Source organism: Nocardioides glacieisoli (assembly GCF_004137245.1).
Classification (GTDB): domain Bacteria; phylum Actinomycetota; class Actinomycetes; order Propionibacteriales; family Nocardioidaceae; genus Nocardioides; species Nocardioides glacieisoli.
Genome location: NZ_SDWS01000004.1, coordinates 68,270 through 93,714 on the forward strand (window position 1 = coordinate 68,270; position 25,445 = coordinate 93,714).

The following is a 25,445-nucleotide window of genomic DNA, read 5'->3' on the forward strand; positions in this document are numbered from 1 at the left end:
AGGCTCAGACGCCCTGCGACACGCTCGACATGTTGAAGTCGGGGATCCGCAGGGCCGGGGTGGCGGTGCGGGAGAAGTAGTCGTCACCCCACTCGCGGCTGAAGCTCGGCACCGACGTGGTGGCCGCGCTGAACCGGTTGAGCAGGTCGATCGGGCTCTCGTTCCACCGGAAGTTGTTGGCCGCGCCGACGATCTCGCCGTCCTCGACGACGTACACGCCGTCGCGGGTGAGGCCGGTGAGCAGCATGGTCTGCGGGTCCACCTCGCGGATGTACCAGAGGCAGGTCAGGAGGAGGCCGCGCTGGGTGCCGGCGACCATCTCGTCGATCGTGCCGGCGCCGTCGCCGACCTCGAGGACGAGGTTGTCGATCATCGGGGTCACGGGCTGGCCGGTCATGCCGGCCGAGTGGCGGGTCTGGAGCAGGCCGGTCAGCAGGCCGTCCTGGATCCAGTCCGTGCGCTCGAGCGCCAGGCCGTTGTCGAAGACCGAGTCGGTGTTGTCCGACGCGCCCGCGATGACGAACGGCGCGCACTCGAGTCCGGCGTAGGCCGGGTCGGAGAACAGGCTGACGCCCGGGGCGGCGACCTTGTCGCCGATCCGGGTGCCGCCACCGCGGCGGCTGTAGACCGACTCGCCCTCGTGGGCGACGCGGGCGCCCGCGCCCCAGTAGGCGTCGATCATCAGGTCGGCGACCGACGACGGCGGGAGGATGGTGTCGTAGCGGCCTGCTGCCAGGTCGATGCGCCGCTCGGCCCAGCCCAGCCGCTGCTTCACCGTCGCCGCCATCGCGGCCGCGTCGACGTCGCGGAAGTCGCGGGTCGCGCCACCGGTCCAGGCGCTGCGGGTGAGGGAGGTGTCCTTGCCGGTGCACGCGTAGTGGCCGGTCGGCTGCACGTGGCGCAGCCGCAGCCCGCGTGAGGAGCCGAGGTAGACGGTGGTGACCTCGTGGTTCACGAACCCGTAGAGCAGCCGGTCCTCGGCCGTCGCCTCGCGGAACGCCTCTCCGAGCACCGGTGCGAAGGCGTCGTACACCCCGATGTCGGTGGTCTCCGGCTCGGTGTCCCAGTCGGCCGACGCCCGGTCGGCGACCAGCTCGGCGGCGTCCTCGGCGGGCGAGCCGGCACGCGCCGCCGCGTCAGCGGCCTGGACGAGTGCGGCGACCTGGTCGGTCGTCGACGCACTGCCGGAGACCGAGCCGGTGGCGGTGCCTCCGTCGACGGACGCGAAGCTGACGACGGTCATCGTGACCTCGGTCATCACGCCGTTGGTCGTGAGGGTGTTGTTGGCCCACCGGAGGTTGGCGCTGGTGGCGTCGCGGACGATCGCGATGCAGTCGTCCGCCGTCGAGGTCGCGAGGGCGTGCTCGACGAGCTGCTGGGGAGTGGTGCGGAGCGTGGTCATCAGTGTCCCGCCTCGTCGATGGTGTTGAGGATGTTGACCTCGCGGAAGAGGGCGCTCGGACAGCCGTGGCTGACGGCTGCGACCTGACCGGGTTGGGCCTTGCCGCAGTTGAACGCGCCGCCGAGCACCCAGGTGTCCGGGCCGCCGACGGCTTCCATCGACCCCCAGAAGTCCGTCGTGGTGGCCTGGTAGGCGACGTCGCGCAGCATCCCGCCGAGCCTGCCGTCCTCGATCGTGCAGAACCGCTGGCCGGTGAACTGGAAGTTGAACCGCTGCATGTCGATCGACCACGACTTGTCGCCGACCACGTAGATGCCGCGCTCGACCCGGGAGATCAGGTCGTCGGTCGACAGATCGTCGGTGCCGGGCATCAGCGACACGTTGGCCATCCGCTGGATCGGGATGTGGCCGGGGGAGTCGGCGTACGCACAGCCGTTGGAGCGAGCATCGTTGAGCTCGGGCTTGAGGTGGCCCATCGAACGGTCGAGCTGGTAGCCGACGAGCACCCCGTCGCGGACGATGTCCCACGTCTGCGTCTGCACGCCCTCGTCGTCGTAGCCGACGGTGGCCAGGCCGTGCTCCTGGGTGCGGTCGCCCTGGACGTTCATCACGGGGGAGCCGTACTGAAGGGTGCCGAGCTTGTCGTAGGTCGCGAAGGACGTGCCGGCGTAGTTGGCCTCGTAGCCGAGCGCGCGGTCGAGCTCGGTGGCGTGCCCGATGGACTCGTGGATGGTGAGCCAGAGGTTCGACGGGTCGACGACCAGGTCGTAGGACCCCGCCTCGACGCTCGGTGCCTTCAGCTTCTCGGCGAGGAGCTCGGGCACCTCGGCGATCTCGGCGTCCCAGTCCCAGTGCGACCCGTCGAGGTACTCCCAGCCGCGGCCCACCGGCGGCGCGATCGAGGCCATCGAGTCGAAGATCCCGGTGTCGGCGTCCTCGCCGGTCGCCTCGAACCCCGGCTGGAGCCGTACGCGCTGCTGCGTCGTCCGCGTGCCGGCGAGGTCGGCGTAGTACTTGTTCTCCTGCACCTGCTGCAGGAACGCCGTGGCGTGCGCGACGGCGCCGGTGCGCAGCCGCTCGGTCCAGTCGACGAGCAGCGCGGCCTTCTCGCGCGTCGGCACCTCGAGCGGGTTGACGTCGTAGCCCGAGACCCACGTGACGTCGTCGTGCACCGGCTCCGCGGCCAGCTCGACGGGTGTCGTGGTCATCGCGGCGGCGACCTTCGCCACGGCGACGGCGGTCTCCGCGATGCGACGCGCCTCGTCGTCGGTGAGGACGACGCCGGAGGCGAAGCCCCAGGCGCCGTCGTGCACGACCCGGACGGCGAAGCCGAGGTCCTCGGCGTCGCTCGCGGTCTGGAGGATGCCGTCACGCGCCCCGAGGTACTGGTACCGGTTGCGCTCGAACCGGAAGTCGGCGTGGGTCGCACCGAGCTCCTGGGCCCGGGCCAGTGCCACGTCACCGAGCCGACGGTGTGGCAGGTCGCTGAAGGTCGGGTCGAGCCCTGGCGCACTCATGCGCCCGAACCTACTGGACGCCCTAGCCGAGGCTCAGCGAGGTGTGGCTGCCGTTGCGCCCGCGGTGCACCCGGAGCTGGGTGGGGATCCGGGTCTGGAGCTCGGGGACGTGGCTGACCACGCCCACGACCCGGCCGCCGTCGCGCAGGGTGTCGAGGGTGTCCATCACGTCCTCGAGGGTCTCGGAGTCGAGGGACCCGAAGCCCTCGTCGACGAAGAGCGTGTCGAGGTCGGTGCCGCCCGCCTCGTCGGTGATCACGTCGGCCAGGCCCAGCGCCAGGGCGAGGGACACCACGAAGGTCTCGCCGCCGGACAGGGTCGCGGGGTCGCGCGTGTCACCCGTCCAGTCGTCGCGCACCAGCAGGCTGAGCCCGCCGCGGGTCTCGCCGGCGCCGCGCTGGCCGGTGTGGACCAGCGAGTAGCGCTGGCCGCTCATCGTGGCCAGCCGCACGTTGGCCGCGTCGACGACCTGGCTGAGGCGGTGGGCCAGGACGTAGGCCGACAACCGCATCTGGAAGCGGTTGTCGGGGTGCTTGCCCTCGACGAGGGCGGCGAGGTCGGCCGCGAGGTCGAAGTCGGTCCGGACGGGCGCCCACGACGACAGGGCGGCGTCGAGCTCGTCGGAGAGCCCGCGCAGGCGTCGGCCACGGTCACGCAGCCGCATGTCGGTCTGCCGGGCGAGGGCGGCGTGCTCCTTGGCCCGGTGGTGCGCCTGGGCGAGCGCCTCGAGGTCGGGCGGGTCACTGGTCGAGGAGAGCACGAGCGACTCGTCGGCCAGGAGGTCGTCGACGCGGGCGGTCTCGCGCTCGTGGCGCTCGATCTGCTGCTGGAGGTCGGCGAGCTCCTCGTCGGAGAGCCACGCGGCCGCGGCCCAGGCGGAGGAGTCGAACCCGGCCGCTGCGGCGACACCGTCGGCGGCCTCCTGCGTGCTGGCCGCGGTGGCGCGGGCGCGGGCGAGCTCGGCGGTCTGGGCGAGGCAGTCGCGCGCGAGCTCCTCGGCCCGCTGGTGGTGGGCGGTGAGGTCGTCGAGGTCGGCGTCGTCGGGGACCACCGCTCCGACCTGCTCGCGGAGCCCGTCGATGCGCGAGGTCAGCACGGCGATCTCGGTGTCGAGACCGGTGGTGGTGGCCGTGAGCTCGTCGTGCTCCTGGGTGAGGGCAGCCTGCTCGGCGTGCAGCGCCTCCACCCGGACCACCCAGGCATCCACGGTCGACGCCTCGCTGCGGGCCCGCTCGAGGTTGCCGAGGGCGGCCTCCTCCTCGACCAGCAGGTGCTCCACGGAGTCCCCGGACTCGGCCAGCGCGGCTGCGCGCTGGGTCTCCAGCCCGCGGACCTGCTGGGAGTGGGCCTCCACCACCACCTCGAGGTCGTCGACCTCGCGCCGTGCCTCGCGCTCGGTCGCGTCGTCGGGGGCGCCGGGAGCCGGTTTGGCCGGGTGGGGGTGGTCGGCCGACCCGCAGACGGGGCAGTCGGCGCCGACGGCGAGCTTGCCCGCGATCTCCGCGGCCATCCCGTCGAGCCGCTGCTCGCGGATCTCGACGAGCGTCTCGCGCGCCAGCAGCCGCGCCTGCGTCGCTTCCGCGAGCTCCTGCGAGGCGCTCATCAGCTGGGTGGTGAGCGCCTCCGCGGTGCGGGCGGCGCGGGTGCGCGAGCGCAGCACCTCGAGGTCGGCGGTCAGGGCCTCGGCGAGTGCCTTGGACTCACGTGCTGCCTGGAGGCGGGGATCGAGCGCGCCGAGGACCTGCGGGATCTCCTCCGCGCGTGCCTGCACGCGCAGCAGCTCCGCGCCGGCCTCGTCGCGCGAGCGGGTCAACCGGCCGAGCTGGCGCTCGAGGTCGGAGGCCTGCCTGCGGAAGGGCCGCACCCGGGCGATCTCGGTGAGGGTGCTCGTCGCGGTGCGCTGGTGCTCGGCGATCTCTTGGTCGTCGAGCGAGGTGACGCCGAGCATCTCGGCAAGGGACTCGCGTGCGGCGCGGCTCAGCTGGTCGAGCTCGCGGACCTCGGCGCGGGCGCTGACGGCGAGCTCGTGGAGGGGGCGTACGCCGGCGGCGCGGTGGGCCTGGGCGACCCGGTCGACGCGCGTGTCGTGCGCGGGCGTGGCGGCGTCGAGCCCGGCGCGAGCCCGGCGGGCCGCGGCGTAGGTCGATCGACGTCCGGCGAGCTCGATGCCGGCCGCGGAGTCCTCGGAGGCCGCGATCTCGGCCGACGAGGCGGCGTCGACGAGGAGGGTCTGGGCGACGGAGGCGTTGACCGCGGACGTGGTCACCTCACCGATCCAGGCGCGCAGCCCCTCGGGGTCGGCCGGCCAGTCCTCGGGAGCGGTGCCCCCGGCGACCTCGCTCACCCGGCTCACGAGGTCGGCGACCACCCCCTCGTGCTGCTGCGACGTCCGGCGCAGCTCGACCCTTCGCTCGCGCAGCCACCGCTCGATGTCGTCGAAGCGACCGGTCTGGAAGACCTGCTGGAGGAGCGCGTGCCGGTCCTCGGAGCGCGCCCGGAGGAAGGCCTGGAACCTGCCCTGCGGCAGCATCGCCACCTGGCAGAACTGGGTCAGTGTCATCCCGACCAGGCGGGTGACGAGGTGCCCGGTCTCGTCGAGGCGGGTGCTGAGGGGCTGCCACTCGCCGCCGTCGTCCTCGGCTCCACCCGCGTCGTCGCCGGAGCGCCGCTCCGCGATGACGACGCGCGCCTGCTCGGTCGTCGTGCCGGATCCGCGCTTCTTGGCGCGGGTCCAGGCCGGTGAGCGGTCGATCCGGAAGCGCCTGCCCGACAGCGTCGCCTCGAGCACGACCCGGGGCACGACGTCGTCAGCAGCGTGGTCGGAGCGGAGCCGCTTGGCGACCGCCCGGTCGCCCGGGACGTCGCCGTAGAGCGCGAAGCAGACGGCGTCGAGGACGCTCGACTTGCCGGCGCCGGTCGGCCCGCTCAGCAGGAAGAGGCCCGCGTCGGAGAGCGCGTCGAAGTCGATCTCGGTGGTCCCGGCGAAGGGCCCGAAGCCGGTGACCTCGAGGTGGTGCAGTCTCATCCGGCCCCACCGTCCGAGAGGTCGGAGCCGGTCGAGGCGCCGATGAGCACGTCCTGGTCGGGATCGTGGCAGCAGCCGTCGACGGCCTCCTGGAGGAGCGCGGTCTCGGCCTTGGTCGCCTTGCTGCCGCGCACGTGGCGCACGAAGTCGAGGGCGATCGCGTGGTCGCTGGTGCCCGACGCCGGGCGCGCGGGCGCCTTGGGGTCGACGACCGAGGGCGGGAACTGCAGCACCAAGGTGTGCGGGAACCGCCGCCGCAGCTGCTCCATGGCGCGCGCCGGTCGCGGGACGTCGGTCAGGGTGACCTGCACCCAGTCGTCCTCGCGCTCGGCCAGGGCCGGGTCCTTGAGCAGCTCCGACAGCTTGCCGGTGATCCGCGAGAGCCTCCGGGGCACCGGTGCGTCGATCCAGCTCGCGCTGCCGAAGCCCTTGGCGGTGAGCTCGACCACCCACGAACCCTTGACCTGGTCGGCCTCGGAGAAGGAGTACGCCAGGGGCGAGCCGGAGTAGCGCAGGCCGGGGGAGAGGACGTGCGATCCGTGGAGATGGCCCAGGGCGGTGTAGTCGATCCCGTCGAAGACACCGGTCGCGACGCGGGAGACGCCTCCGACGCTGATGTCGCGCTCGGACTCCGACGGCTCGGCGCCCGCGACGAAGGCGTGCGCGAGCACCACCGAGCGGGTCCTGGGGCCGCGGGCTGCGAGGTCACGGCGGACGCGGGTCATCGCCTCGGTCAGGGCCGCCTCGTGGCTGCGGTGGCCGAGCTTCCACGGGTCGAGGAGCGCGGACGGGTCGAGGTAGGGGATCGCGTGGATGGCCACGTCGCCGTGGCGGTCCTTGAGCACGACCGGGGTGCCGACCGACGCGGCGTCGGTGCGGACGTGGACGCCGGCGAAGTCCATGAGGCGCGCGCCGAAGCCGAGCCGCTGGGCACTGTCGTGGTTGCCGCTGCTGACGACGACCTTGGCGCGCGACGAGGCGAGCCGGGCGAACGTCTCGTCGGCCAGCGCGACCGCGTCGACGTGGGGCAGCGCGCGGTCGTAGACGTCTCCGGAGACGACCACCACGTCGATCTTCTCCGACTCCACGACCTCGAGCAGGTGGTCGATGAACGCACCCTGGTGGCCCAGGAGGTCCTCACGGTGGAAGGACCTCCCCAGGTGCCAGTCGGAGGTGTGGAGGATGCGCACGATGCGACCGTATGACGGCGCACCGACAGTCTCGGGCCACCACGCCGCCAGCCCGGGTCAAGCCTCGTTCAAGGCTCAGCAGTAGTTCACCGAACGACCCGGCGACGTGAAGCCCCACAGCGCGATCCCGGCCTCGCCGGCGAGCCGGGCGGCGAGGCTCGTCGGAGCCCCCACGGCGACGATCGAGCCGATCCCGCTGGCCGCGGCCTTCTGCACCAGCTCGAACCCCACCCGCCCGCTCAGCACCAGGCAGGCCGCGGCGGGGGAGTCGCCCGCCAGCACCCGCGCACCGACGACCTTGTCCACGGCGTTGTGGCGCCCGACGTCCTCGCGCACGACGAGCAGCTCGCCGGCGGCGGTCGCGAGCCCGGCCGCATGGACGCCGCCGGTGCGGGCGAAGAGGTCCTGGTGCTCGCGCAGCGCCTCCGGCAGGCGGCGTACGACGTCCGCGTCGGGGCGCTCGCCCGACCACGGTGCGGCGGACCGGACCTGCAGGGCCTCCGTGACGCTGTCCTTGCCGCACACGCCGCACGCCGAGGACCCGGCCGACGCGGCGGCGTGCCGGTGGGGCACCTCGGCCGCGCCGGCGCCCAGGGTCACCGTGACGACGTTGAACTCCTGCTCGGGGTCGAGGTCGGCGTCGGTGCAGTAGGCGACCTGGTCGAGCGAACCCGGTGTCGCGAGGCCCTCGTTGACCAGCCAGCCGGCCGCGAGCTCGAAGTCGTGCCCGGGGGTGCGCATCGTCACCCACGCGCGACGTGGCTCGAGCCCGCGCACGCGCACGCGGATCTCGAGCGGCTCCTCGGTCACGAGTCGGTCCTCGCGGGCGATCTCGGCAGCGTCCTCGTCATGCCCCTTGTGCTCCACGACCCGGGTCCGGACGGAGGGTCCGGGTCGCCTCGCGCGCTCGATCGTCACGTCCCGACCCTAGCCCGCGACGCGGCATCCCCGGTGGCCGAGATCACGTCGCCGGGAATGTCAGGGAGGGCCTTGCGGTTCACTAAGATGTAAGAGCCGCACAGGAGCGGCTATGTCTTACACATCCACCACCATCGCTGAGGGCAGGCGCCCTCGGAAGGACAGATCTCCATGACCACGCAGCTCCACCTCGCCAACAGCCTCGTCCACGCGCGGGCTCACTCGGTCGAGGACCGCGCGCTCCTGCGCAACGTGGAGATCGCCCGCAGCGAGGAGCGCCGCGCCCGCCGCGCCGCTCGTCGCGCCGTCCGCTGACGCCGCCCCGACTGCGTCCGAACCCCGCTCGCCGTCTGCGGCGCCGCAGCACTCCGACACCCTGCCAGGGGACGCTCTGGCAGGGTGTTCTGCATGAGCACCCCCATCCCAGACGACCTGCGCAGCGTCGAGCTCACCCGGATCGGACCGGCCCGCTTCAAGGCCACCAACGCCCGCGGCGGTGAGACCTTCATGGGCACCGGGGGAGAGGACCCCGACTTCACGCCGGTGGAGCTCCTCCTCGCCGCCATCGCGGGGTGCAGCGCCCTCGACGTCGAGGCGATCACGCACAAGCGCACCACCAGCACGACGTACGACGTCCACGCGGAGGGCACCAAGGTGCGCGACGAGAACGGCAACCACCTGACGGGGATGCGGGTGAGCTTCGACATCGCGTTCCCCGACGGGCCCGAGGGCGACGCCGCCCGCGAGCGCGTCCGGGGCGCGATCGAGATGTCGCGCGACCGGCTCTGCACGGTCTCGCGGACCGTGCAGCTCGGCGAGGGCGTCACCTACGTCGACGAGTCCGGCCAGGACTCGACGGCGAGCTAGCCGGCACGTGAGCTAGCCGACCGTGACCTTCTCGATGGTGACCGCCTTGTTGGGCGTGCCGCCGCCGGCGGGGTTGGCGCCGTCGTTGCCCTCAGCAGCGATGGCGTCGATCGTCGCCAGGCCGGTCTCGTCGATCGTGCCGAACACGGTGTAGCTCGGCGGGAACTGCGAGTCGCGGAAGACCAGGAAGAACTGCGAGCCGTTGGTGTCGGGGCCGGCGTTGGCCATCGCGAGCGTGCCCGCGGGGTAGGTCTCGTCGCCGGCGAGCTCGTCGGCGAAGGAGTAGCCGGCGCCGCCCGAGCCGGTGCCGGTCGGGTCGCCGCACTGGAGGATGCCGAAGCCGTCCTGGTCACCGATGCGCGGGCACGGGGTGTCGTCGTAGAAGCCCTGCTCGGCGAGGGAGACGAACGAGTTCACGGTGCACGGCGCCGCGTCGGCGTCGAGGGTGAGGCCGATGTCGCCGAAGTTGGTCGTCATCGTGGCGCTGACCTGGCCCGACGGCGCCTCGGCGTCGGGAGCCTCGACCTCGCGGGCGGGCTCCTGGCCGTCGGAGGGGTACTCACAGGTCGTCGCGCCGGCGGCGGGCTCGCTCGACTCGGAGGCCGACGGGGTCTCGCTCGAGGTGTCCGTCGCGGTCTCCGTGCCGTCGCTCTCGTTGCCGCAGCCGGCGAGCGCGAGGACGGACAGGCAGGCGGCGACGGCAGCGCCGCGCTTGAGTGCGGTGGTCTTCAGCATGCCGACGACTCTAACCAGCGCGCCGTCACCTCTCCTCGTGGGTGTCGGGGTCGCCCCCGAAGAGCCGGCCGTCGTCCTCGGCCAGGCCGCTGATGGCGTCCACCTCCTCGTCGGACAGCTCGAAGCCGAAGACGTCGAGGTTCTCCCGCTGCCGCTGCGGGTCGGCGGACTTCGGGATCGGCAGCGAGCCGAGCTGCACGTGCCACCGCAGGATCACCTGGCCGGGGGAGACGCCGTGGGCGTCCGCCGCGTCGGCGACGGCGCGCTCCTCGAGCGGTGCGCGTCGCTTGCCCATCGGGCTCCACGCCTCGGTGCGTACGCCCAGGCGCGCGTGCACCTCGCGCATCCCGGCCTGCGGGAATCGGGGGTGGAGCTCGACCTGGTTGACGGCCGGCACGACGCCGGTGTCGTCGATGATCCGGGTGAGGTGCTCCTCGGTGAAGTTGGAGACGCCGATCGAGCGGACCAGCCCGTCGCGCTGGAGCTGGACGAGCGCGCGCCACGCCTCTACGTACGTCCCCTGCGACGGGTTCGGCCAGTGGATGAGGTGGAGGTCGGTGCGCTCCACGCCGAGGCGCTCGAGGGAGCCACGCACCGACGCGATCGCGGCGTCGTACGCGTGGTGGCGTCCGGGGATCTTGCTCGCGACCACGACCTCGTCGCGCGGCAGGCTGGAGCGGCGCAGCGCCTCGCCGACCTCGGCCTCGTTCTCGTAGTTCACGGCTGTGTCGAGCATCCGGTAGCCCGCCTCGAGGGCGGAGACCATCGCGGCCGTGCCGTCCTCGCCGCGCAGGGGATAGGTGCCGAACCCGATCGCGGGGAGCGTGGTGCCGTCGTTGAGGTCGTACGTAGGGATGCGCGCCATGTGCCCAACCTAGGACGCGTCGCCACACAACTTCCGTCCCGGTCGGTGCGTCAGACTGTCACGGCCCGCCCTCGGCGGCCGACCACCTGGAGGAGAGCCATGCGACGCATCACTGCAACCGTCTCGTTGATCGTCCTGGCGCCGCTCGGCGTCGTGTGGCTGGGTGCCGGCCCGGCGACGGCCGAGACGACCTGCGACGGGAAGGTGCCCACGATCGTCGTGGTGCCCGGCGAGGCGACCACGGGTACGCCGGGTGACGACGTCATCCTCGGATCGTTCGCCGGCGACCGGATCGACGGCGGCGCGGGCAACGACACGATCTGCGGCTTCGGCAACGCCGACACGCTCGTCGGCGGACCCGGCAACGATCGTCTCTTCGGCGGCCTCGACGGCTTCTACGTCCCGGACGACGGTTATGGCGGCGACATCATCGTGCCCGGGCCCGGCAACGACCACATCGACCTGGGCGATGACCCGGCGTCCGCGTCCGTCGACGAGATCGACCGGCCGGCCAGGTACGACACGGTGTGGTTCGACGGCGCGCCGGGTCCGGTCACCGTCGACCTCTCGGCCGGCACTGCGACCGGCGAGGGGACCGACACGATCGCGGTGCCCGCCTTCTCGGGCGGGATCGTGGGCTCGGCCTTCGACGACGAGCTGACCGGCTCGAACGGCCCGGACCGCTTCGACGCAGGCACGGGCGACGACCTGATCCGAGCGCTGGGTGGCGACGACGAGATCCAGCCGGGGAAGGGAGACGACGTCGTGCGCGGCGGTGACGGCGACGACTTCATCATGTCCCCGGACAAGGGCCGTGACCGGCTCTACGGCGACGGCGGCGATGACGGCGTGGAGGCGCGCGGGCTGGGGAGCGCGATCGGCGGCGGTGCCGGCGACGACTTCCTCTACGCCCGCGACGGTGCCGACGTCCACGGCGGCGACGGCAACGACGAGATCGACGCCGACCTGGTGCGTGGGACCCGCACCGAGGTGGACGGCGGCGGCGGGCGCGACATCGTCCGGCTACGGGCGCCGAAGTCGGAGTTCCCGCGCGGTTCGACGTACGTCGTCGACGTGCGGCGCAAGCGGGTGACGGTCGGTGCCAGGTGGGCGCGCTACGAGGGCGTCGAGGACCTCCGGTTCTCGGGGCGTCCGGGCTTCCTGCGCTACATCGGCGGCGCAGGGCGCGACCGCCTGTCGGTGACCGGGGGCATGCAGGTGACGGCGTACGGCCGCCGCGGGTCCGACATCCTCGTAGGAGGTGGGCGCAACGACCTCCTCGTCGGCGGTCCGGGTCGCGACCAGCTCGTCGGCGGTGCCGGTCGCGACCGCTGCCTCAGCGGCGAGCAGCTGCGGCAGTGCGAGGTGCGTCGCTGAGGCGACGCACCGTCATGCGTACCCTTGCGGGTACGTAACAGATCGGGTACGTTCGATCCATGGATGCAGTTCTGCAGGCACTGGGGGACGGGAGCCGGCGCGCGATGCTGGAGATGCTCCGCGACCACCCGGCCACCGTCACCGAGCTGGCCGACGCGCTGCCGATCGCGCGCCCGGGCGTCTCGCGGCACCTGAGGGTGCTGCGGGAGGCAGGCCTGGTGACGGTCGAGCAGGACGCGCAGCGACGCATCTACAGCCTCCGGCCGGAGGCGTTGGTCGAGGTCGACGAGTGGCTGGAGTCCTACCGGGACCTCTGGCAGCACCGCCTCGATGCGCTGCACACCGAGGTCGCGCGCGGCAAGCGTGCGCGGCGGGACACGAAGGACAGGTCATGAACCTCCTGGGGACGCTCCACCAGCTCGACGACTCGCGCGGCGCGGTCCGCGTCGAGAACGTCTACGACACCGACATCGACGACCTGTGGGAGTCGTGCACCGATCCCGACCGTCTGGCGCGGTGGATCGCCGAGGGGTCGGGGGACCTGCGCGAGGGTGGGACCGTGGAGGTCGTCTTCACCAGCACGTGGGCCGGTCCCGCACGGATCGACGCCTGCGACGCACCGCGCCACCTGCTGATGACCATGCAGCCTGGCACGGACGAGGAGACCCAGGTCGAGGCCTGGCTCACTGCCGAGGGTTCGCGGTGCCGGCTCGTGGTGGAGGAGCGAGGTCTTCCGGTCGGTCAGCTGCACTTCTACGGGTCGGGTTGGCAGGCCCACCTCGAGGACCTCCGCGCCTCCCTGGCGGGGGAGGACCCGGTCCACCCCGACGGGTTCAGCGCCGAGCGCGCGGCCACTGCGTGGCACGCACGGTGGACCGAGCTCACAGCGACGTACGAGCACGCGCCGGTGGCGTGAGCCGTCAGTGGGCCGCTCGCCAGGGAGACATGTCGAGCCCGGGGTAGCGCTGAGCGACGCCGGCCAGGGTCTGCTCGGTCCAGTACGCGTGGCCCGGGGGAGGGAAGCCGAACAGCTCGAGCTGTCGAGGTCCTGCCTGCTCGACGAAGCGGTACCAGTGGGGGTCGTGGCTGCGGTCGGCCCAGGCGTGGCGGTGCGCCCACTCGGCGGCGGCAGTCCGGTAGTTCAGGTGCATCGTGAAGCGCGCGCCACGTGGCTCGGTCATGGCCGCGCCGCGGTGCACGGTCTGTGGCTGGAAGGCGACCACGCTGCCGGCCGGTCCGGTCGCGGGCGCTTCCGTCTCGAAGAGGTCGGGCCGTCCCTCGGCTGCGATGAAGCTGTCGTCGTCATCGATCGCGCGACGCGGGAAGAAGTTGGGCCTGGCCGGCAGGGCGTCGGTGACAGGGGAGCGACGCACCATCCGTGGCGCGCCCAGCTCGGCGGTGACGTCGCAGAGGAACACGAACATCTCGACCTGACCGAAGGCCGGATCGCTCGACGGCACGAGGATCGTGTGGTTGAGGTAGTCGCGGTGGAGGTCCTGGTCGTAGTCGGCCGCTCCCGCGTACTTCGCCCAGGCCTCGGCGGAGTAGAGGCGTACGTCGGTCGTCCCCAGCAGCGTCGTCGCCAGCGTCACCAGCGCGTCGGACACCGGTACGCGGTTCAGGGCGAGGCTGGCGAACGGGAAGCCATCGATGCCGTCGAACTCGTCACCGATGAACCGCGCGTTGCGGCCGGGATCGACGTCGTCGTGGAAGTCGTCGGCCGACGGGAACATCTCGCCGAGCTCGCGCTGCGCCGCTACGAGGTCGTCTGCCGGCAGGTAGCCCGGCAGCACGACGTACCCGTCCTCGAGCCAGGTGGTGCGCGCAGCGGCCAGATCAGGGTCCATGCAGGGGAGTATTGCGGTCCGGCACGAGTCGCTCACCTGACTTTCTGTCGGGTCCGGCATCATCGACCCATGGACGAGGCGGGGTCGGACGCGAGCCAGCCGTGGCCCCAGCTCGCGTCGGGCTTCGAGCAGGCCCGGGCTCGCGAGGACTCGCTGGACCGGCTCGTGGAGTGGCCGGCGCAGCGGGAGCTGCTGGGGGACGTCACCGGGCTCGCCGTCCTGGACGCGGGCTGTGGCAACGGGTCGAAGGTCGCCCAGCTGGCCGCGGAGGGTGCCGTGGAGGCAGTCGGCGTGGACATCAGCGGGAACTTCATCGAGGCCCCGCCGGGCGTCGAGCTCGTCGAGGGTGACCTCTCGGACCTGGCGGCGGTGCCGGGGCTCGCGGGCCGGCGGTTCGACCGGATCCTGTTCCTCCAGTCCTTCGGCTATGCCGCGGACGGCGTCCGGGCGCTGCAGGTCGCGCGCGACATGCTCAGCGAGGACGGCTTCATCCTGCTGACCCGCACGCAGCCCGTGCGCTACGCGATCGAGCGGGCCGAGCAGAACGGGACCTCGCTGGGACAGGAGTACTTCGCCACGGAGTCGTTCGACTACCGCCACAGCAACTGGGACGACCGGGTGACGCTGACGAAGCGGCCGTACACGATGTCGGACCTGCTGAACACGTTCAGCGCCGCCGGTCTGTGGATCGAGGCGACGCGGGAGCCGCAGATGCCCGCAGAGGCGCGGGTGCGCTATCCCCACAAGCAGGCGGTGATGGACGCCTACCTCGGGATCCTGATGTTCCGGCTGCGCCCGCTGGGGAGTGGTTCCGCCCACACTATCTGACATAATGTCAGTTATCGGCGGTTTATCCACGTTCACGGAGCCCCGCTCGAGCGTTGTGCGGTGATCTCGGTGCGAGTGGCGCACCACGGTCACCACACACTGTCACCCCTGGGCATTAGGTTGCGACGCATGGACATGTTGCGGGGGAACAAGATCGCCGAGGCCGACCTGACCGAGTGGCGCAAGCTCGCCCAGGGAATCCACGCGAGGTACGTCGTCGACGACTTCGGCGGTGCCGCCAGGTTCGTGGCGGCGATCGGTGAGGCCGGCGACGAGATCAGCCACCATCCGAAGGTCTCGATCGGCACCGGGCACGTGGACCTCAAGCTGAGCAGCGACGATGCGATCTACCGCGAGGACGACGGCACCGAGCACGTCGTCGAGTGGGTCACCCAGCAGGACGTCGACCTCGCTCGCCGGATCACCGCGATCGCCGCCGACCACGGGCTGACCGCAGATCCGGCTGCCGTCAGCGTCGTCGAGCTCGGGCTCGACACACCCGACCCGGCCACCATCGCTCCCGTGTGGGCGGCGCTGCTGACCGGCAACCCCGAGGACCAGGGCCGCGGCACGCCCGGTGACGAGATCCGCGACGGCGGCGGACGCGTGCCGAACCTGTGGTTCGGCGACGCCGAGCGGGACGATCGCAGGCGACAGCTGTTCCACGTCGAGGTCTACGTCGCGCCCGAGGTCGCCGAGGCGCGCATCGCCGCTGTCGTCGCGGCCGGTGGCACGGTCGTCGAGAGCAACGACGGGCTCACCGTGGTCGCCGACCAGGACGGCAACAAGGGCGTGCTCTGCGTCGACATGAGCGCCCTGGCACAGGGCTGAACGACTGGTCAGACCGGGGCGCGCACGTTGCGGAACGACGTCGCGGCGAGCCCGGACGCCACCAGGGCGAAGGTGACGGCGGCGACGACCAGCATCGGACGTATGCCGACGGCATCGGCCAGCAGGCCCGCGATCGGTGCGACCACGACGATGACGGCGCGGTTGATCGCCCGCAGCGTCGTGTTGGTGCGCGCCTGGAGCTCGTCGGGCGTGACCAGCTGTCGATAGCTCATCTCGTGGGAGTTGCTCATGCCCATCGCGAGGCCGTACAGCCCCTGGCCGAGCATCAGCAGCGCGATGGCACCAGCGAACGACGCGGGCTCCCCCGCCACCACCATCGCCACGACGCCGCAGGTGATGATCGAGTGGCACAGGATGATCGTGCGGCCGGTGCCGAGCCGCCTGCCCACCGCAGTGGTGATCGTGGCTCCCACCACGGCCCCCACTCCCCCGACCGCCCCGACCAGGCCGAACTGGTAGGGCGACAGCTCGAGCGCGCGGGCGTACGGCGCCAGCACGACGCCGACGACGGCATTGCCGACGAACCAGCCGTGCGTCGCGATCGCGAGGGTCCGCAGCCCTGATCGGCCGTAGGCCCAGCGCACTCCCTCGATGATGTCGCCGAGGAGCCCGCGGACGGTGACCCCGGTCCTGGCCGGCGGTTCGTCGGTGTCGATCCGCCGGAGGGTGAGCGCGGAGTAGAGGTAGGTCAGCGAGTCGACGAGGACGGCGAGGGGCGCACCGATGGTGCTGGCCAGGACGCCGCCGATGGCCGGTCCGGCCATCGAGCCGACAGCGTCCGCGCCGTCGATGCGGGCGTGCGCCGGCTGCAGCTGGTCGCGCGGGACGAGCCGCGGCAGGAACGACATCGTCGCCGCCATGTTCACGACCGCGGCCGTGCCGTAGAGGAAGACGATGACCAGCAGCGGGCCCAGCGACAGCGCGTCGAGCCACCAGAGCAGTGGCACGCTCAGCAGCAGCACGGCCTGCACGAGGTCGGTGCCGATCATCAGCGGCAGCCGTCGTCGACCGTCCACGAGGGCGCCGATGACCAGGCCGAACACCAGGTAGGGCAGCCACCTCGACGCGTTGAGCCAGCCGACGTCGGACGGGGTCCCCTCGAGGGTGAACACGACCAGCGCCTGCAGCGAGAAGAGGGTGACGTAGGTCCCCAGCACCGACACCGCATCGGCACGCCAGTAGTGGGAGAACGACCGGGAGATGAAGAAGCCGTCGCTCACGCGCGCAGTCTAGGTTCGACGGCATGACTCACCGCGTGCCGCACTCGCCGTTGCCCATCGACCAGTCGGAGGTGACCTACGAGCACGGGCCGGACTCGACGGCCGTGGCTTCCGTCGCGGGTGGTCGTACGACCCGGCTCGAGATCGCGGACTCGCAGGCGTTCCCCGGCACCACCCGCACCGTCTGGGTGCACGAGCCCGCTGAACCGTCCGACGCACCGCTGCCGGTGGTCGTGTTCCAGGACGGCGCCGGGTTCCTCGACCCCGACGACGAGATGCGGGCCGCCGTGGTGCTCGACAACCTCGTCGCCTCCGGCGCGATCCCGGCGACGGTCGGGGTGTTCGTCGACCCCGGTGAAGATCACCGCAACGCCGAGTACGACGCCGCGGACGCGACGTACGCCGGCTTTCTCGTCGATGAGGTCCTCCCCCGCGTCTCGGAGGTCGTCCGGGTCAGCGAGCGGCCGGAGGACCGCGCTCTCTGCGGCTTCAGCAGCGGCGGCAACGCGTCCTTCACCGCCGCGTGGCACCGGCCGGACGCGTTCGGCAGGGTCATCGGGCTCTCGTCGAGCTTCCCGCAGGTCGCGGCCGACTACCCGAGGCTGATCGCCGAGGAGGACGCCCGGCCGCTGCGGATCCTCCTCCAGGTCGGCCACCGCGACCTCGGCTGGGACGAGGCGGAGGACAACTGGGTGGCCGCGAACCTCGAGGTCGGTGCGGCCCTGCTGCGCCGCGGCTACGACGTACGCCTCGTGGTCGGCGACGGCGGGCACGACGGCAACCACGGCGGGGTCCTGCTCCCGGATGCGCTCCGCTGGCTGTGGCGCTGAACGTCAGCCGAGGCGACGGACCTGGTAGGTCCCGACGGTCGACGCGACCACCTCACCGCCCGCGTCGGTGAGCGTCGCCTCCAGCACGAACTCGCCCTTGCCCGTTGCGAGCGCGTCGTCACGCACCCGTGCGACCTCGTCGTGGCTCATCGACGCCTCGGCGCGTACGACGCCCATCGCTGGTCGCCGGAACCGGATCGTCGACTCCTTGACGAGCGGCACGAAACCCGCGAGCTCGCCCTCCAGGTCGAAGGTCGCGAGGCACAGCACGCCACCGAGCATCTCGGCCACGCTGAACAGCGAGCCTGCGTAGGTGACGCCGAAGTGGTTGACGTTGGGCTCGGGCGGGAGCTCCGCGACGGCGCGCCCCGGGACGACCTCGACGACGCGGATGCCCATGGCAGCGAGGATCGGCACCGACCCCACCAATGCCTCCACTCTCAACGTATAGGCCATCCGGGGGCTTGCCGCAAGGCCCCCTGGGTCCCTCACACTGCACGGCGTGATGCAGCCCGACCCCTCACCGGACACCCATCCCTTCGCCCTTCCCGACGCCCTGTCCGCCAAGAACGACCCCATCCTCATCGACACCGACCGCGTCCACTTCGCCGCCATCGCGACCAGCCTCGAGCGCGCGATCGCCGACCTCGAGCACAGCCTCGCCGAGACGAGGAAGGGCACCGCGCGCTACGGCACCGCCGCCCTCGAGCGTGACCAGGAGGTGCACCGGCTGACCGCCCGCCTGCGTGCCCTGCGCCGCTTCGACCTCGACCTCTGCCTCGGCAGGATCGTCCACGAGGACCGTGCAGAGCCCACCTACATCGGACGCTTCGGCCTCGCCGACCCCGACGGTCGCCGCCTGCTGGTCGACTGGCGCTCGCCCGCCGCCGAGCCGTTCTTCGCCGCCACGCACGCGCATCCGCAGGGCCTCGTCAGCCGCCGTCGCTATCGCTGGAACAACGGCCGGGTCGTCGACTACTGGGACGAGGCCTTCACCGAGGAGGGGCTCACCCACACGGCCGCGCTCGACGACCAGTCCGCCTTCGTCGCCACCCTCGGCGGCAGCCGCACCGAGCGGATGCGCGACGTGCTCGGCACCATCCAGTCCGACCAGGACGCGATCGTCCGCGCGGGGTCGCGTGGCGCGCTCGTCGTCGACGGAGGCCCCGGCACCGGCAAGACCGTCGTCGCGCTGCACCGCACCGCCTACCTGCTGTACGCCGACCCACGGCTCGGCCACCGCCGCGGCGGCGTCCTCTTCGTCGGCCCCCACCAGCCCTACCTCGCCTACGTCGGCGACGTCCTGCCGAGCCTGGGTGAGGAGGGCGTGCAGACCTGCACGATCCGCGACCTGGTGCCGGAGACGGCCGTCGCGGTCGAGGACGACCGGATCGCCGCGCTCAAGGCAGACGTCCGGATGGTCGCCGCGATCGAGCCGGCGGTCGCGCTCTACGAGGAGCCGCCGACCGAGCCCCTGCTGGTCGAGACGCCGTGGGGCGACGTCCTGATCACGACGGCCGAGTGGGCCGAGGCGTTCGACTCCCCCGACCCCGGCACGCCCCACAATCTCGCGCGCGACGACGTGTGGGACGAGGTCCTGACGATCCTCGCCGACAAGCTCGACTCCGACGAGCTGACCAGCGACGACTGCAGGCGGGTGCTCGACCGGCACCGCGACCTGCGCGACACGTTCGACCGCGCGTGGCCGCTCATCGAGCACACCGACCTCGTCGGCGACCTCTGGACGGTCCCGGCCTACCTGCGCCGCTGCGCGCCCTGGCTCGAGCCCGACGAGGTGCAGGCGCTGCGCCGGTCGGACGCCGAGGCATGGACGGACGCAGACCTGCCGCTGCTCGACGCCGCGCGCCTGCGGCTCGGCGATCCGGAGGAGTCGCGGCGCCGTCGTCGTACGCAGGCAGCGGAGGCGCGCGAACGGGCGCGGATGTCCGAGGTGATCGACGACCTCCGCACGACGGCGCGCGAGTCGGGTGCCGACGGGCTCGGCGACGGCCTCGTGTCGATGCTGGTGCACGACGACCTGCAGACCGCGCTGGTCGACGACGGCGCGCTGCCGACGGCGGACGCCGACCTGCTGGCGGGACCCTTCGCGCACGTCGTGGTCGACGAGGCGCAGGAGCTCACCGACGCCGAGTGGCAGATGCTGCTGCGCCGTTGCCCGTCGCGCAGCCTGACGATCGTCGGCGACCGGGCCCAGGCCCGGCACGGCTTCACCGAGTCGTGGACCGAGCGGCTGGTGCGCATCGGCCTCCCGGGCGCGACCGTCGCACCGCTGACGGTGAACTACCGCACGCCCGCCGAGGTGATGGCCGAGGCCGAGCCCGTCATCCGCGCGGTGCTGCCCGAGGCCAACGTGCCGACCTCGATCCGCGAGAGCGGCATCCCGGTGCTCCACTCCCCCACCTCCGAGCGCGACGCGATCATCGAGGGCTGGCTGGACGAGCACGCCGAAGGCACCGCGGTGGTGATCGGTGACGTGTCGTACGCCGGGAGGGAACGGGTCCGCTCGCTGACGCCGGAGCTGGCGAAGGGCCTGGAGTTCGACCTCGTCGTGCTCGTCGATCCGGACCGCTTCGGCGAGGGCGTCACCGGCGCGGTCGACCGCTACGTCGCGATGACGAGGGCGACCCAGCGGCTGGTCGTGCTCACCTCAGGCCGGTGACTCGTCCTCGTCGGCGGCGGAGACCATGAACTCCCAGACCAGTCCGTGCGCGATCAGCACCAGCAGGATCAGCAGGACCGCCTCCGCCTGGATCGGGGTGACCTGCAGCGGTGTGGCGAGCTCGGGGACCGCGCCGATGACGGCCACGAGCGCGTACACCACGACCACGACCCACTGGTGGCGCATCAGCGGCCCCTGCGGTGCCGTTCCGTTGCGCGAGCGGCGCAGCAGCCGCATCGTCGACACACCGCCGACGACGGCGATCGCCACGAAGCTCACCCGCCAGATCGCCGGTGTCTCGGTGCCGCCGACCTGGGCGAAGAGGCCCATCAGGGCGGGCAGGAGGAAGGAGAGGTAGACGCCGCCCACGACCGCGCGCTGGTCGGGGTTGCGCAGCCACTCCTCGTGGCGCTGCACGACCGACCACCAGAGTCCGAGCAGCGTGAAGCACGTGGCGGAGAACAGTGCGTAGAAGGTCGAGACATCCATGGCGCTCCCAGGGTCGAGACCATGCTAGGGCCAGGACGACGCGTCAGGAGCGGGTGATTTCGCGCAGTGCGGTGATGTCCTCCGGCCCGACGCGGCAGCACCCGCCGACCAGTCGGGCGCCCGAGGTGACCCACGCGGCCACGTCTTCGGCGTGAAAGGCGGACTGCCCCTCCCACTCGCGGGTCGCGGCGTTCCACGCCTGACCGGAGTTGGGGTAGACGACGGCGGTGCCGAAGGCCGCACCTGCAGTGGGTACGGCGTCGCGCGCGTCCACCGGGGTCGTGCAGTTGATCCCGACGGCGATCACCTCCGCCACGTCCGCGGCCATCGCGAACGCCTCCCACAGGTGCTCGCCCTGGCGCGTACGCCCGTCGGCCGCGGTCAGCGACAGCCAGGCCGGCACGCCGGTGCCGTCGAGCTCGGCGAGCACCGCCTCGACCTCGGCGAGGCACGGGATCGTCTCGATCGCCAGCACGTCGGCGCCCTCGCCGACCGTCGAGGCGAGGACGTCGAGACGTGGGCGGTGGAAGGCGCGCAGGCCGGCGACGTCGAGGTCGTAGTCGCCGCGGTACTCCGAGCCGTCGGCCAGCACCGCGCCGTACGGCCCCACCGACGCCGCCACCCAGCCGTCAGGGGCGGCCGCGTCGCGTGCTGCGGCAGCGAGCGACACGCTGCGACGCAGCAGCTGCTCGACCTCGTCCCGGTCGACGCCGGTGGCCCCGAAGCCCTCGAAGGAGACCTGGTACGACGCCGTGGTGGCGACCTCGGCGCCGGCCTCGAAGAACTCGCGGTGCGCGCGCTCGATCGCGGCGGGGTCGTCGCGCAGGAGGCGGGCGGACCAGAGGTCGGAGGAGAGGTCGTGGCCGTGCCGCTCGAGGAGGGTGGCGAGGCCGCCGTCGAGGACGACGGGACGCGAGGCGACGGTGTCTCTGAGGCTGGTGCGGGTCACGGCACGAGTCTGGCACCCGAGGGGTGTGCCCGCCGCTTGGTCTCGTCGGCGACGATCGCCGCGTGCCAGAGGGACACACGATCCACCGACTCGCGCGCCGCCATGCCCGACTGCTGGTGGGCCAGCACGTCTCGGCCGACAGCCCGCAGGGTCGGTTCGAGGACGGCGCCCGGCTGCTCGACGGCCGCGTGCTCGGCGCGACGGACGCATGGGGCAAGCACCTCTTGCACCGCTACGACGACCTGTGGCTGCACGTCCACCTCGGGCTCTACGGCAAGTTCCGCGACGGCGTCCTCCCCGCACCTCCGGCCCGCGGGGCGCTCCGGCTGCGGCTGGTCGGTGCCGGTCACTGGCTCGAGCTGCGCGGCCCGACGGCCTGCGAGGTGCTCACCGCGGCCGAGCGGACGACCGTCCTCGCGCGCCTCGGCCCCGACCCGCTGCGTCGCCGGCCCGACGTCGAGGCGTTCGTCGGCCGGGTGCTGCGCAGCCGTGCGCCGATCGCGACGCTCCTGATGGACCAGTCGGTCGTCGCAGGGGTCGGCAACGTCTACCGGGCCGAGGTGCTGTTCCGGCACCGCCTCGACCCCTACCGCGCCGGTCGCGACCACGACGCGGCCGTCCTCCACGCGCTCTGGGACGACCTGGTCGTGCTGCTGCGCGCGGGCGTCCGCGCCGGGCGGATCATCACGACCCGCCCCGAGGACCGCGAGCGCCCGGCCGGGCGGCCGCGGCGCGTCGACGCCCACTACGTCTACGGTCGCGCCGGACTGCCCTGCCGGGTCTGCGGCACGCCGGTCCTCGACGCGGCGATCGCCGCGCGCCGGCTCTTCTGGTGCCCGGTCTGCCAGGTGTGAGGCTCAGCGACCGACGTACGCCGCGAGGTGCTTGGCGGTGAGCGTCGGCTTCTTCGCCGCGACCATGTCGGCCGGTGGACCCTCGAACACGATCGTGCCGCCGTCGTGGCCGGCGCCCGGGCCGATGTCGATGATCCAGTCGGCGTGGGCCATCACGGCCTGGTGGTGCTCGATCACGATGACGGACTTGCCGGAGTCGACGAGGCGGTCGAGCAGTCCCAGGAGGTTCTCGACGTCGGCGAGGTGGAGGCCCGTCGTGGGCTCGTCGAGGATGTAGACGTCGCCCTTGTCCCCCATCTGCGTCGCCAGCTTGAGCCGCTGGCGCTCGCCGCCCGACAGCGTCGTGAGCGGCTGACCGATCGACAGGTAGCCGAGGCCGACGTCGACGAGCCGCTCGAGGATCTTCGCCGCGGCCGGGATCTTGGCCGCGCCGTCGCTGAAGTGCTCGAGCGCGCCGACCACCGACATCTCGTGCACCTCGGCGATGTCCTTGCCGCCCAGGGTGTAGTCGAGCACCTCCGCCTTGAAGCGGCGTCCCTCGCACTCCTCGCAGGGCGACTCGACGGTGGCCATCGGGCCGAGCTCGGTGAAGATCACGCCCGCGCCGTTGCAGGTCGAGCAGGCGCCCTCGGAGTTCGCGCTGAAGAGCGCGGGCTTGACGCCGTTGGCCTTCGCGAACGCCTTGCGGATCGGCTCGAGCAGACCGGTGTAGGTCGCAGGGTTGCTGCGTCGCGAACCCTTGATCGCGCCCTGGTCGATCACGATCACCTCGTCGCGACCGGCCAGCGAGCCGTGGATCAGTGAGCTCTTGCCCGAGCCGGCCACACCGGTGACGACGGTCAGCAGGCCGAGCGGGACGTCGACGTCGACGTCCTTGAGGTTGTGCGTGGACGCGCCGCGCACCTCCATCTTCCCGGTCGACTCGCGCACGGACTCCTTGAGCCGGGCCCGGTCGTCGAGGTGCGTGCCGGTGATCGTCCCGCTCGCGCGGAGGCCGTCGATGTCGCCCTCGAAGCAGATCGTGCCACCGGCGGCACCCGCGCCCGGGCCGATGTCGACGACGTGGTCGGCGATCGCGATGGTCTCCGGCTTGTGCTCCACGACGAGCACCGTGTTGCCCTTGTCGCGCAGCTGGAGGAGCAGGTTGTTCATCCGCTCGATGTCGTGCGGGTGGAGCCCGATGGTGGGCTCGTCGAAGACGTACGTGACGTCGGTCAGCGACGACCCGAGGTGCCGGATCATCTTGGTCCGCTGGGCCTCCCCGCCCGACAGCGTGCCCGCCGGTCGGTCGAGGGAGAGGTAGCCCAGGCCGATCTCGGAGAACGCGTCGAGCAGGTGCTGCAGGCCCTTGAGGAGCGGCGCCACCGAGGGCTCCTCGAGGTCACGCACCCAGTCGGCGAGGTCGCTGATCTGCATCTCGCACAGGTCTGCGATCGACTTGCCGCCGATCTTGGACTTCCGCGCCTCGGGCGTGAGGCGTGTGCCGTCGCACTCGGGACAGGTCTGGAAGGTCACCGCCCGGTCCACGAAGCGCCGGATGTGCGGCTGCATCGCCTCGGGGTCCTTGGACAGGATGGACTTCTGGATCTGCGGGATCATCCCGGTGAAGGTGAGGTTGATGCCCTCGACCTTGAGCTTGGTCGGCTCGGACCACAGCATCGTCTCGAGCTGCTTCTTGGTGAAGCTCTTGATGGGCTTGTCCATCGGCAGGCCCATGCCCTCGAAGAGCCGGCCGTACCACCCGTCCATGGAGTAGCCGGGGACCGTCAGCGCGCCGTCGTTCAGCGACTTCTCGTCGTCGTAGAGCGCGGTCAGGTCGATGTCGTTGACCTTGCCCATGCCCTCGCAGCGCGGGCACATGCCGCCGAGGTAGACCTCCTGCTTGACGGTCTTCCGCTCGGTGTGACCAGCTTTCTCGGTGGTCATTATCCCGCTGGCCTTGCGGGTCGGGACGTTGAAGGAGTACGCCGTCGGCGGCCCGACGAACGGGTCGCCGAGCCGGCTGAAGAGGATCCGCAGCATCGCGTTGGCGTCGGTCGCGGTGCCGACGGTCGAGCGCGGGTTGGCGCCCATCCGCTCCTGGTCGACGATGATCGCCGTCGTCAGGCCCTCCAGGTGATCCACGTTGGGGCGGGCCAGCGACGGCATGAACCCCTGCACGAAGGCGCTGTAGGTCTCGTTGATCATCCGCTGCGACTCCGCGGCGATCGTGGCGAACACCAGCGAGCTCTTCCCCGAGCCGGACACGCCGGTGAAGACCGTGAGCCGACGCTTCGGCAGGTCGACGGAGACGTCCTTGAGGTTGTTCTCGCGGGCCCCCTCGACCCGGATCAGCGCGTGGTCGTCGGCTGGGTGTGTGGTCGTCATGCTGCGCTCTCCCCTGTGCTGTGGCGACTGTCCCGTCCGTGTCCGTGGCGGTGCCTGTCGCATCCTGCCAGTACGACGTACGACAGCGCGCGGATGTGACCGACCGCCTTCGGGATGGGGTGGAGGGTTTGTCCAGCGTGCGACTGTCGAGCCATGACGACCAACGACGACCGCGGGACCGTTGCCGAGATCATGAAGGAGACACGCATCGCCGTGCTGACCTACCAGTCGCTCGCCGGTGCCCTGGTCTCGACGCCAATGGGGATGCAGGACTTCGAGGACCCGGGCACGACGTGGTTCATCACCGAGCGCAGCAGCGACAAGGTGCAGGCCCTCGAGGCCGACCCGCGGGTCAACGTCTCCTACAGCAGCAAGGCGGGCTGGGTCTCGCTCGCCGGCACGGCCCACGTCAGCGACGACACGGCCAAGCTCAAGGAGCTGTGGGACGCCTCTGCCGGCGCCTTCATGTCGGGCGGTCCCGAGGACCCCGACAACGTGCTGCTGCGCATCGACGGCGACACCGCGGAGTTCTGGGAGTCGCCCGGCAAGGTCGGCGTCGCCATCCAGATGGCCAAGGGGCTGATCACGGACAGCGAGCCCGACCTGGGCGACAACGACACCGTGACGCTCTAG

Annotated in this window: 24 protein-coding genes; 11 read left to right on the plus strand and 13 right to left on the minus strand. The window is 71.9% G+C overall.

Annotated elements, in window-relative coordinates:
* Positions 1–4: 4 nt before the first annotated feature.
* The 5 genes from EUA06_RS10120 to EUA06_RS10140 all read right to left on the minus strand — a co-directional run bounded on the left by EUA06_RS10120 (position 5) and on the right by EUA06_RS10140 (position 8,052).
* The gene (locus EUA06_RS10120) at positions 5–1,402 is read right to left on the minus strand and encodes a metallopeptidase TldD-related protein (RefSeq protein ID WP_129475198.1); all 1,398 of its coding nucleotides are present in this window, start codon (positions 1,400–1,402) and stop codon (positions 5–7) included.
* The gene (locus EUA06_RS10125; protein WP_129475200.1) at positions 1,402–2,919 is read right to left on the minus strand and encodes a TldD/PmbA family protein; all 1,518 of its coding nucleotides are present in this window, start codon (positions 2,917–2,919) and stop codon (positions 1,402–1,404) included. Before EUA06_RS10125 ends, EUA06_RS10120 begins: the two co-directional genes overlap by 1 nt.
* Before the next feature lie 22 nt (positions 2,920–2,941).
* Positions 2,942–5,944: an AAA family ATPase gene (locus EUA06_RS10130; RefSeq protein ID WP_129475202.1), complete on the minus strand. Its 3,003-nt coding sequence runs from the start codon at positions 5,942–5,944 to the stop codon at positions 2,942–2,944.
* Positions 5,941–7,134, minus strand: coding sequence for an exonuclease SbcCD subunit D (locus EUA06_RS10135; RefSeq protein ID WP_129475204.1), 1,194 nt, complete (start codon positions 7,132–7,134; stop codon positions 5,941–5,943). Before EUA06_RS10135 ends, EUA06_RS10130 begins: the two co-directional genes overlap by 4 nt.
* 75 nt (positions 7,135–7,209) lie before the next feature.
* On the minus strand, positions 7,210–8,052 hold the full coding sequence (locus EUA06_RS10140; RefSeq protein WP_207208302.1) for a formate dehydrogenase accessory sulfurtransferase FdhD: 843 nt from the start codon (positions 8,050–8,052) through the stop codon (positions 7,210–7,212).
* 171 nt (positions 8,053–8,223) lie between these two features.
* Between EUA06_RS10140 and EUA06_RS22395 the strand changes: the two genes are divergently transcribed.
* Together EUA06_RS22395 and EUA06_RS10145 are read left to right on the plus strand one after the other, a co-directional pair.
* Positions 8,224–8,367, plus strand: a complete 144-nt coding sequence (locus EUA06_RS22395; protein ID WP_165354333.1) for a hypothetical protein — start codon at positions 8,224–8,226, stop codon at positions 8,365–8,367.
* Between the two features lie 93 nt (positions 8,368–8,460).
* On the plus strand, positions 8,461–8,919 hold the full coding sequence (locus tag EUA06_RS10145; protein WP_129475206.1) for an OsmC family protein: 459 nt from the start codon (positions 8,461–8,463) through the stop codon (positions 8,917–8,919).
* A gap of 12 nt (positions 8,920–8,931) precedes the next feature.
* Here the strand turns inward: EUA06_RS10145 and EUA06_RS23210 are convergent, their stop codons facing one another.
* On the minus strand, positions 8,932–9,654 hold the full coding sequence (locus EUA06_RS23210) for a peptidylprolyl isomerase (RefSeq protein WP_129475208.1): 723 nt from the start codon (positions 9,652–9,654) through the stop codon (positions 8,932–8,934).
* Positions 9,655–9,679: 25 nt separating this feature from the next.
* Positions 9,680–10,519 carry an aldo/keto reductase gene (locus tag EUA06_RS10155; protein WP_129475210.1) on the minus strand — a complete coding sequence of 280 codons (840 nt, stop codon included), beginning with the start codon at positions 10,517–10,519 and terminating at the stop codon, positions 9,680–9,682.
* A 99-nt stretch (positions 10,520–10,618) separates the two neighbouring features.
* Between EUA06_RS10155 and EUA06_RS10160 the strand changes: the two genes are divergently transcribed.
* From EUA06_RS10160 to EUA06_RS10170, 3 genes are read left to right on the plus strand one after another with little or no spacing between them, the layout of a single operon-like run.
* On the plus strand, positions 10,619–11,896 hold the full coding sequence (locus tag EUA06_RS10160; RefSeq protein ID WP_129475212.1) for a calcium-binding protein: 1,278 nt from the start codon (positions 10,619–10,621) through the stop codon (positions 11,894–11,896).
* A 59-nt stretch (positions 11,897–11,955) separates the two neighbouring features.
* Complete coding sequence (locus EUA06_RS10165) at positions 11,956–12,291, plus strand: ArsR/SmtB family transcription factor (RefSeq protein WP_129475214.1); 336 nt, start codon at positions 11,956–11,958, stop codon at positions 12,289–12,291.
* Positions 12,288–12,812 carry an SRPBCC family protein gene (locus tag EUA06_RS10170; protein WP_129475215.1) on the plus strand — a complete coding sequence of 175 codons (525 nt, stop codon included), beginning with the start codon at positions 12,288–12,290 and terminating at the stop codon, positions 12,810–12,812. Before EUA06_RS10165 ends, EUA06_RS10170 begins: the two co-directional genes overlap by 4 nt.
* Before the next feature lie 4 nt (positions 12,813–12,816).
* Here EUA06_RS10170 and EUA06_RS10175 read toward each other — a convergent pair whose 3' ends face one another.
* Positions 12,817–13,743: a phytanoyl-CoA dioxygenase family protein gene (locus EUA06_RS10175; protein WP_165354334.1), complete on the minus strand. Its 927-nt coding sequence runs from the start codon at positions 13,741–13,743 to the stop codon at positions 12,817–12,819.
* Between the two features lie 69 nt (positions 13,744–13,812).
* On the opposite strand from EUA06_RS10175, the gene EUA06_RS10180 reads away from it, so the two are divergent.
* Together EUA06_RS10180 and EUA06_RS10185 are read left to right on the plus strand one after the other, a co-directional pair.
* The gene (locus EUA06_RS10180) at positions 13,813–14,571 is read left to right on the plus strand and encodes a class I SAM-dependent methyltransferase (protein WP_129475219.1); all 759 of its coding nucleotides are present in this window, start codon (positions 13,813–13,815) and stop codon (positions 14,569–14,571) included.
* 129 nt (positions 14,572–14,700) lie between these two features.
* The gene (locus tag EUA06_RS10185) at positions 14,701–15,402 is read left to right on the plus strand and encodes a VOC family protein (RefSeq protein WP_129475221.1); all 702 of its coding nucleotides are present in this window, start codon (positions 14,701–14,703) and stop codon (positions 15,400–15,402) included.
* An 8-nt stretch (positions 15,403–15,410) separates the two neighbouring features.
* Here EUA06_RS10185 and EUA06_RS10190 read toward each other — a convergent pair whose 3' ends face one another.
* The gene (locus EUA06_RS10190; protein WP_129475223.1) at positions 15,411–16,643 is read right to left on the minus strand and encodes an MFS transporter; all 1,233 of its coding nucleotides are present in this window, start codon (positions 16,641–16,643) and stop codon (positions 15,411–15,413) included.
* A gap of 23 nt (positions 16,644–16,666) precedes the next feature.
* On the opposite strand from EUA06_RS10190, the gene EUA06_RS10195 reads away from it, so the two are divergent.
* Positions 16,667–17,473, plus strand: a complete 807-nt coding sequence (locus EUA06_RS10195) for an alpha/beta hydrolase (RefSeq protein ID WP_129475225.1) — start codon at positions 16,667–16,669, stop codon at positions 17,471–17,473.
* 3 nt (positions 17,474–17,476) lie between these two features.
* Here the strand turns inward: EUA06_RS10195 and EUA06_RS10200 are convergent, their stop codons facing one another.
* On the minus strand, positions 17,477–17,911 hold the full coding sequence (locus tag EUA06_RS10200; RefSeq protein ID WP_207208303.1) for a PaaI family thioesterase: 435 nt from the start codon (positions 17,909–17,911) through the stop codon (positions 17,477–17,479).
* Positions 17,912–17,978: 67 nt separating this feature from the next.
* On the opposite strand from EUA06_RS10200, the gene helR reads away from it, so the two are divergent.
* Complete coding sequence (helR, locus tag EUA06_RS10205) at positions 17,979–20,153, plus strand: RNA polymerase recycling motor ATPase HelR (protein WP_129475707.1); 2,175 nt, start codon at positions 17,979–17,981, stop codon at positions 20,151–20,153.
* Here the strand turns inward: helR and EUA06_RS10210 are convergent.
* Together EUA06_RS10210 and mmuM are read right to left on the minus strand one after the other, a co-directional pair.
* Positions 20,142–20,642 (minus strand): hypothetical protein, encoded by a 501-nt coding sequence (locus tag EUA06_RS10210; RefSeq protein ID WP_129475229.1) that lies wholly within the window; start codon positions 20,640–20,642, stop codon positions 20,142–20,144. The genes helR and EUA06_RS10210 overlap by 12 nt on opposite strands.
* 43 nt (positions 20,643–20,685) lie before the next feature.
* Entirely contained in the window at positions 20,686–21,591 is a 906-nt protein-coding gene (mmuM, locus tag EUA06_RS10215) for a homocysteine S-methyltransferase (RefSeq protein WP_129475231.1), read from the minus strand.
* Positions 21,592–21,653: 62 nt separating this feature from the next.
* Between mmuM and EUA06_RS10220 the strand changes: the two genes are divergently transcribed.
* Complete coding sequence (locus tag EUA06_RS10220; RefSeq protein ID WP_129475232.1) at positions 21,654–22,445, plus strand: Fpg/Nei family DNA glycosylase; 792 nt, start codon at positions 21,654–21,656, stop codon at positions 22,443–22,445.
* Between the two features lie 3 nt (positions 22,446–22,448).
* Here the strand turns inward: EUA06_RS10220 and EUA06_RS10225 are convergent, their stop codons facing one another.
* Positions 22,449–24,812 carry an ATP-binding cassette domain-containing protein gene (locus EUA06_RS10225; RefSeq protein WP_129475234.1) on the minus strand — a complete coding sequence of 788 codons (2,364 nt, stop codon included), beginning with the start codon at positions 24,810–24,812 and terminating at the stop codon, positions 22,449–22,451.
* A gap of 153 nt (positions 24,813–24,965) precedes the next feature.
* On the opposite strand from EUA06_RS10225, the gene EUA06_RS10230 reads away from it, so the two are divergent.
* On the plus strand, positions 24,966–25,445 hold the full coding sequence (locus EUA06_RS10230) for a pyridoxamine 5'-phosphate oxidase family protein (RefSeq protein WP_129475236.1): 480 nt from the start codon (positions 24,966–24,968) through the stop codon (positions 25,443–25,445).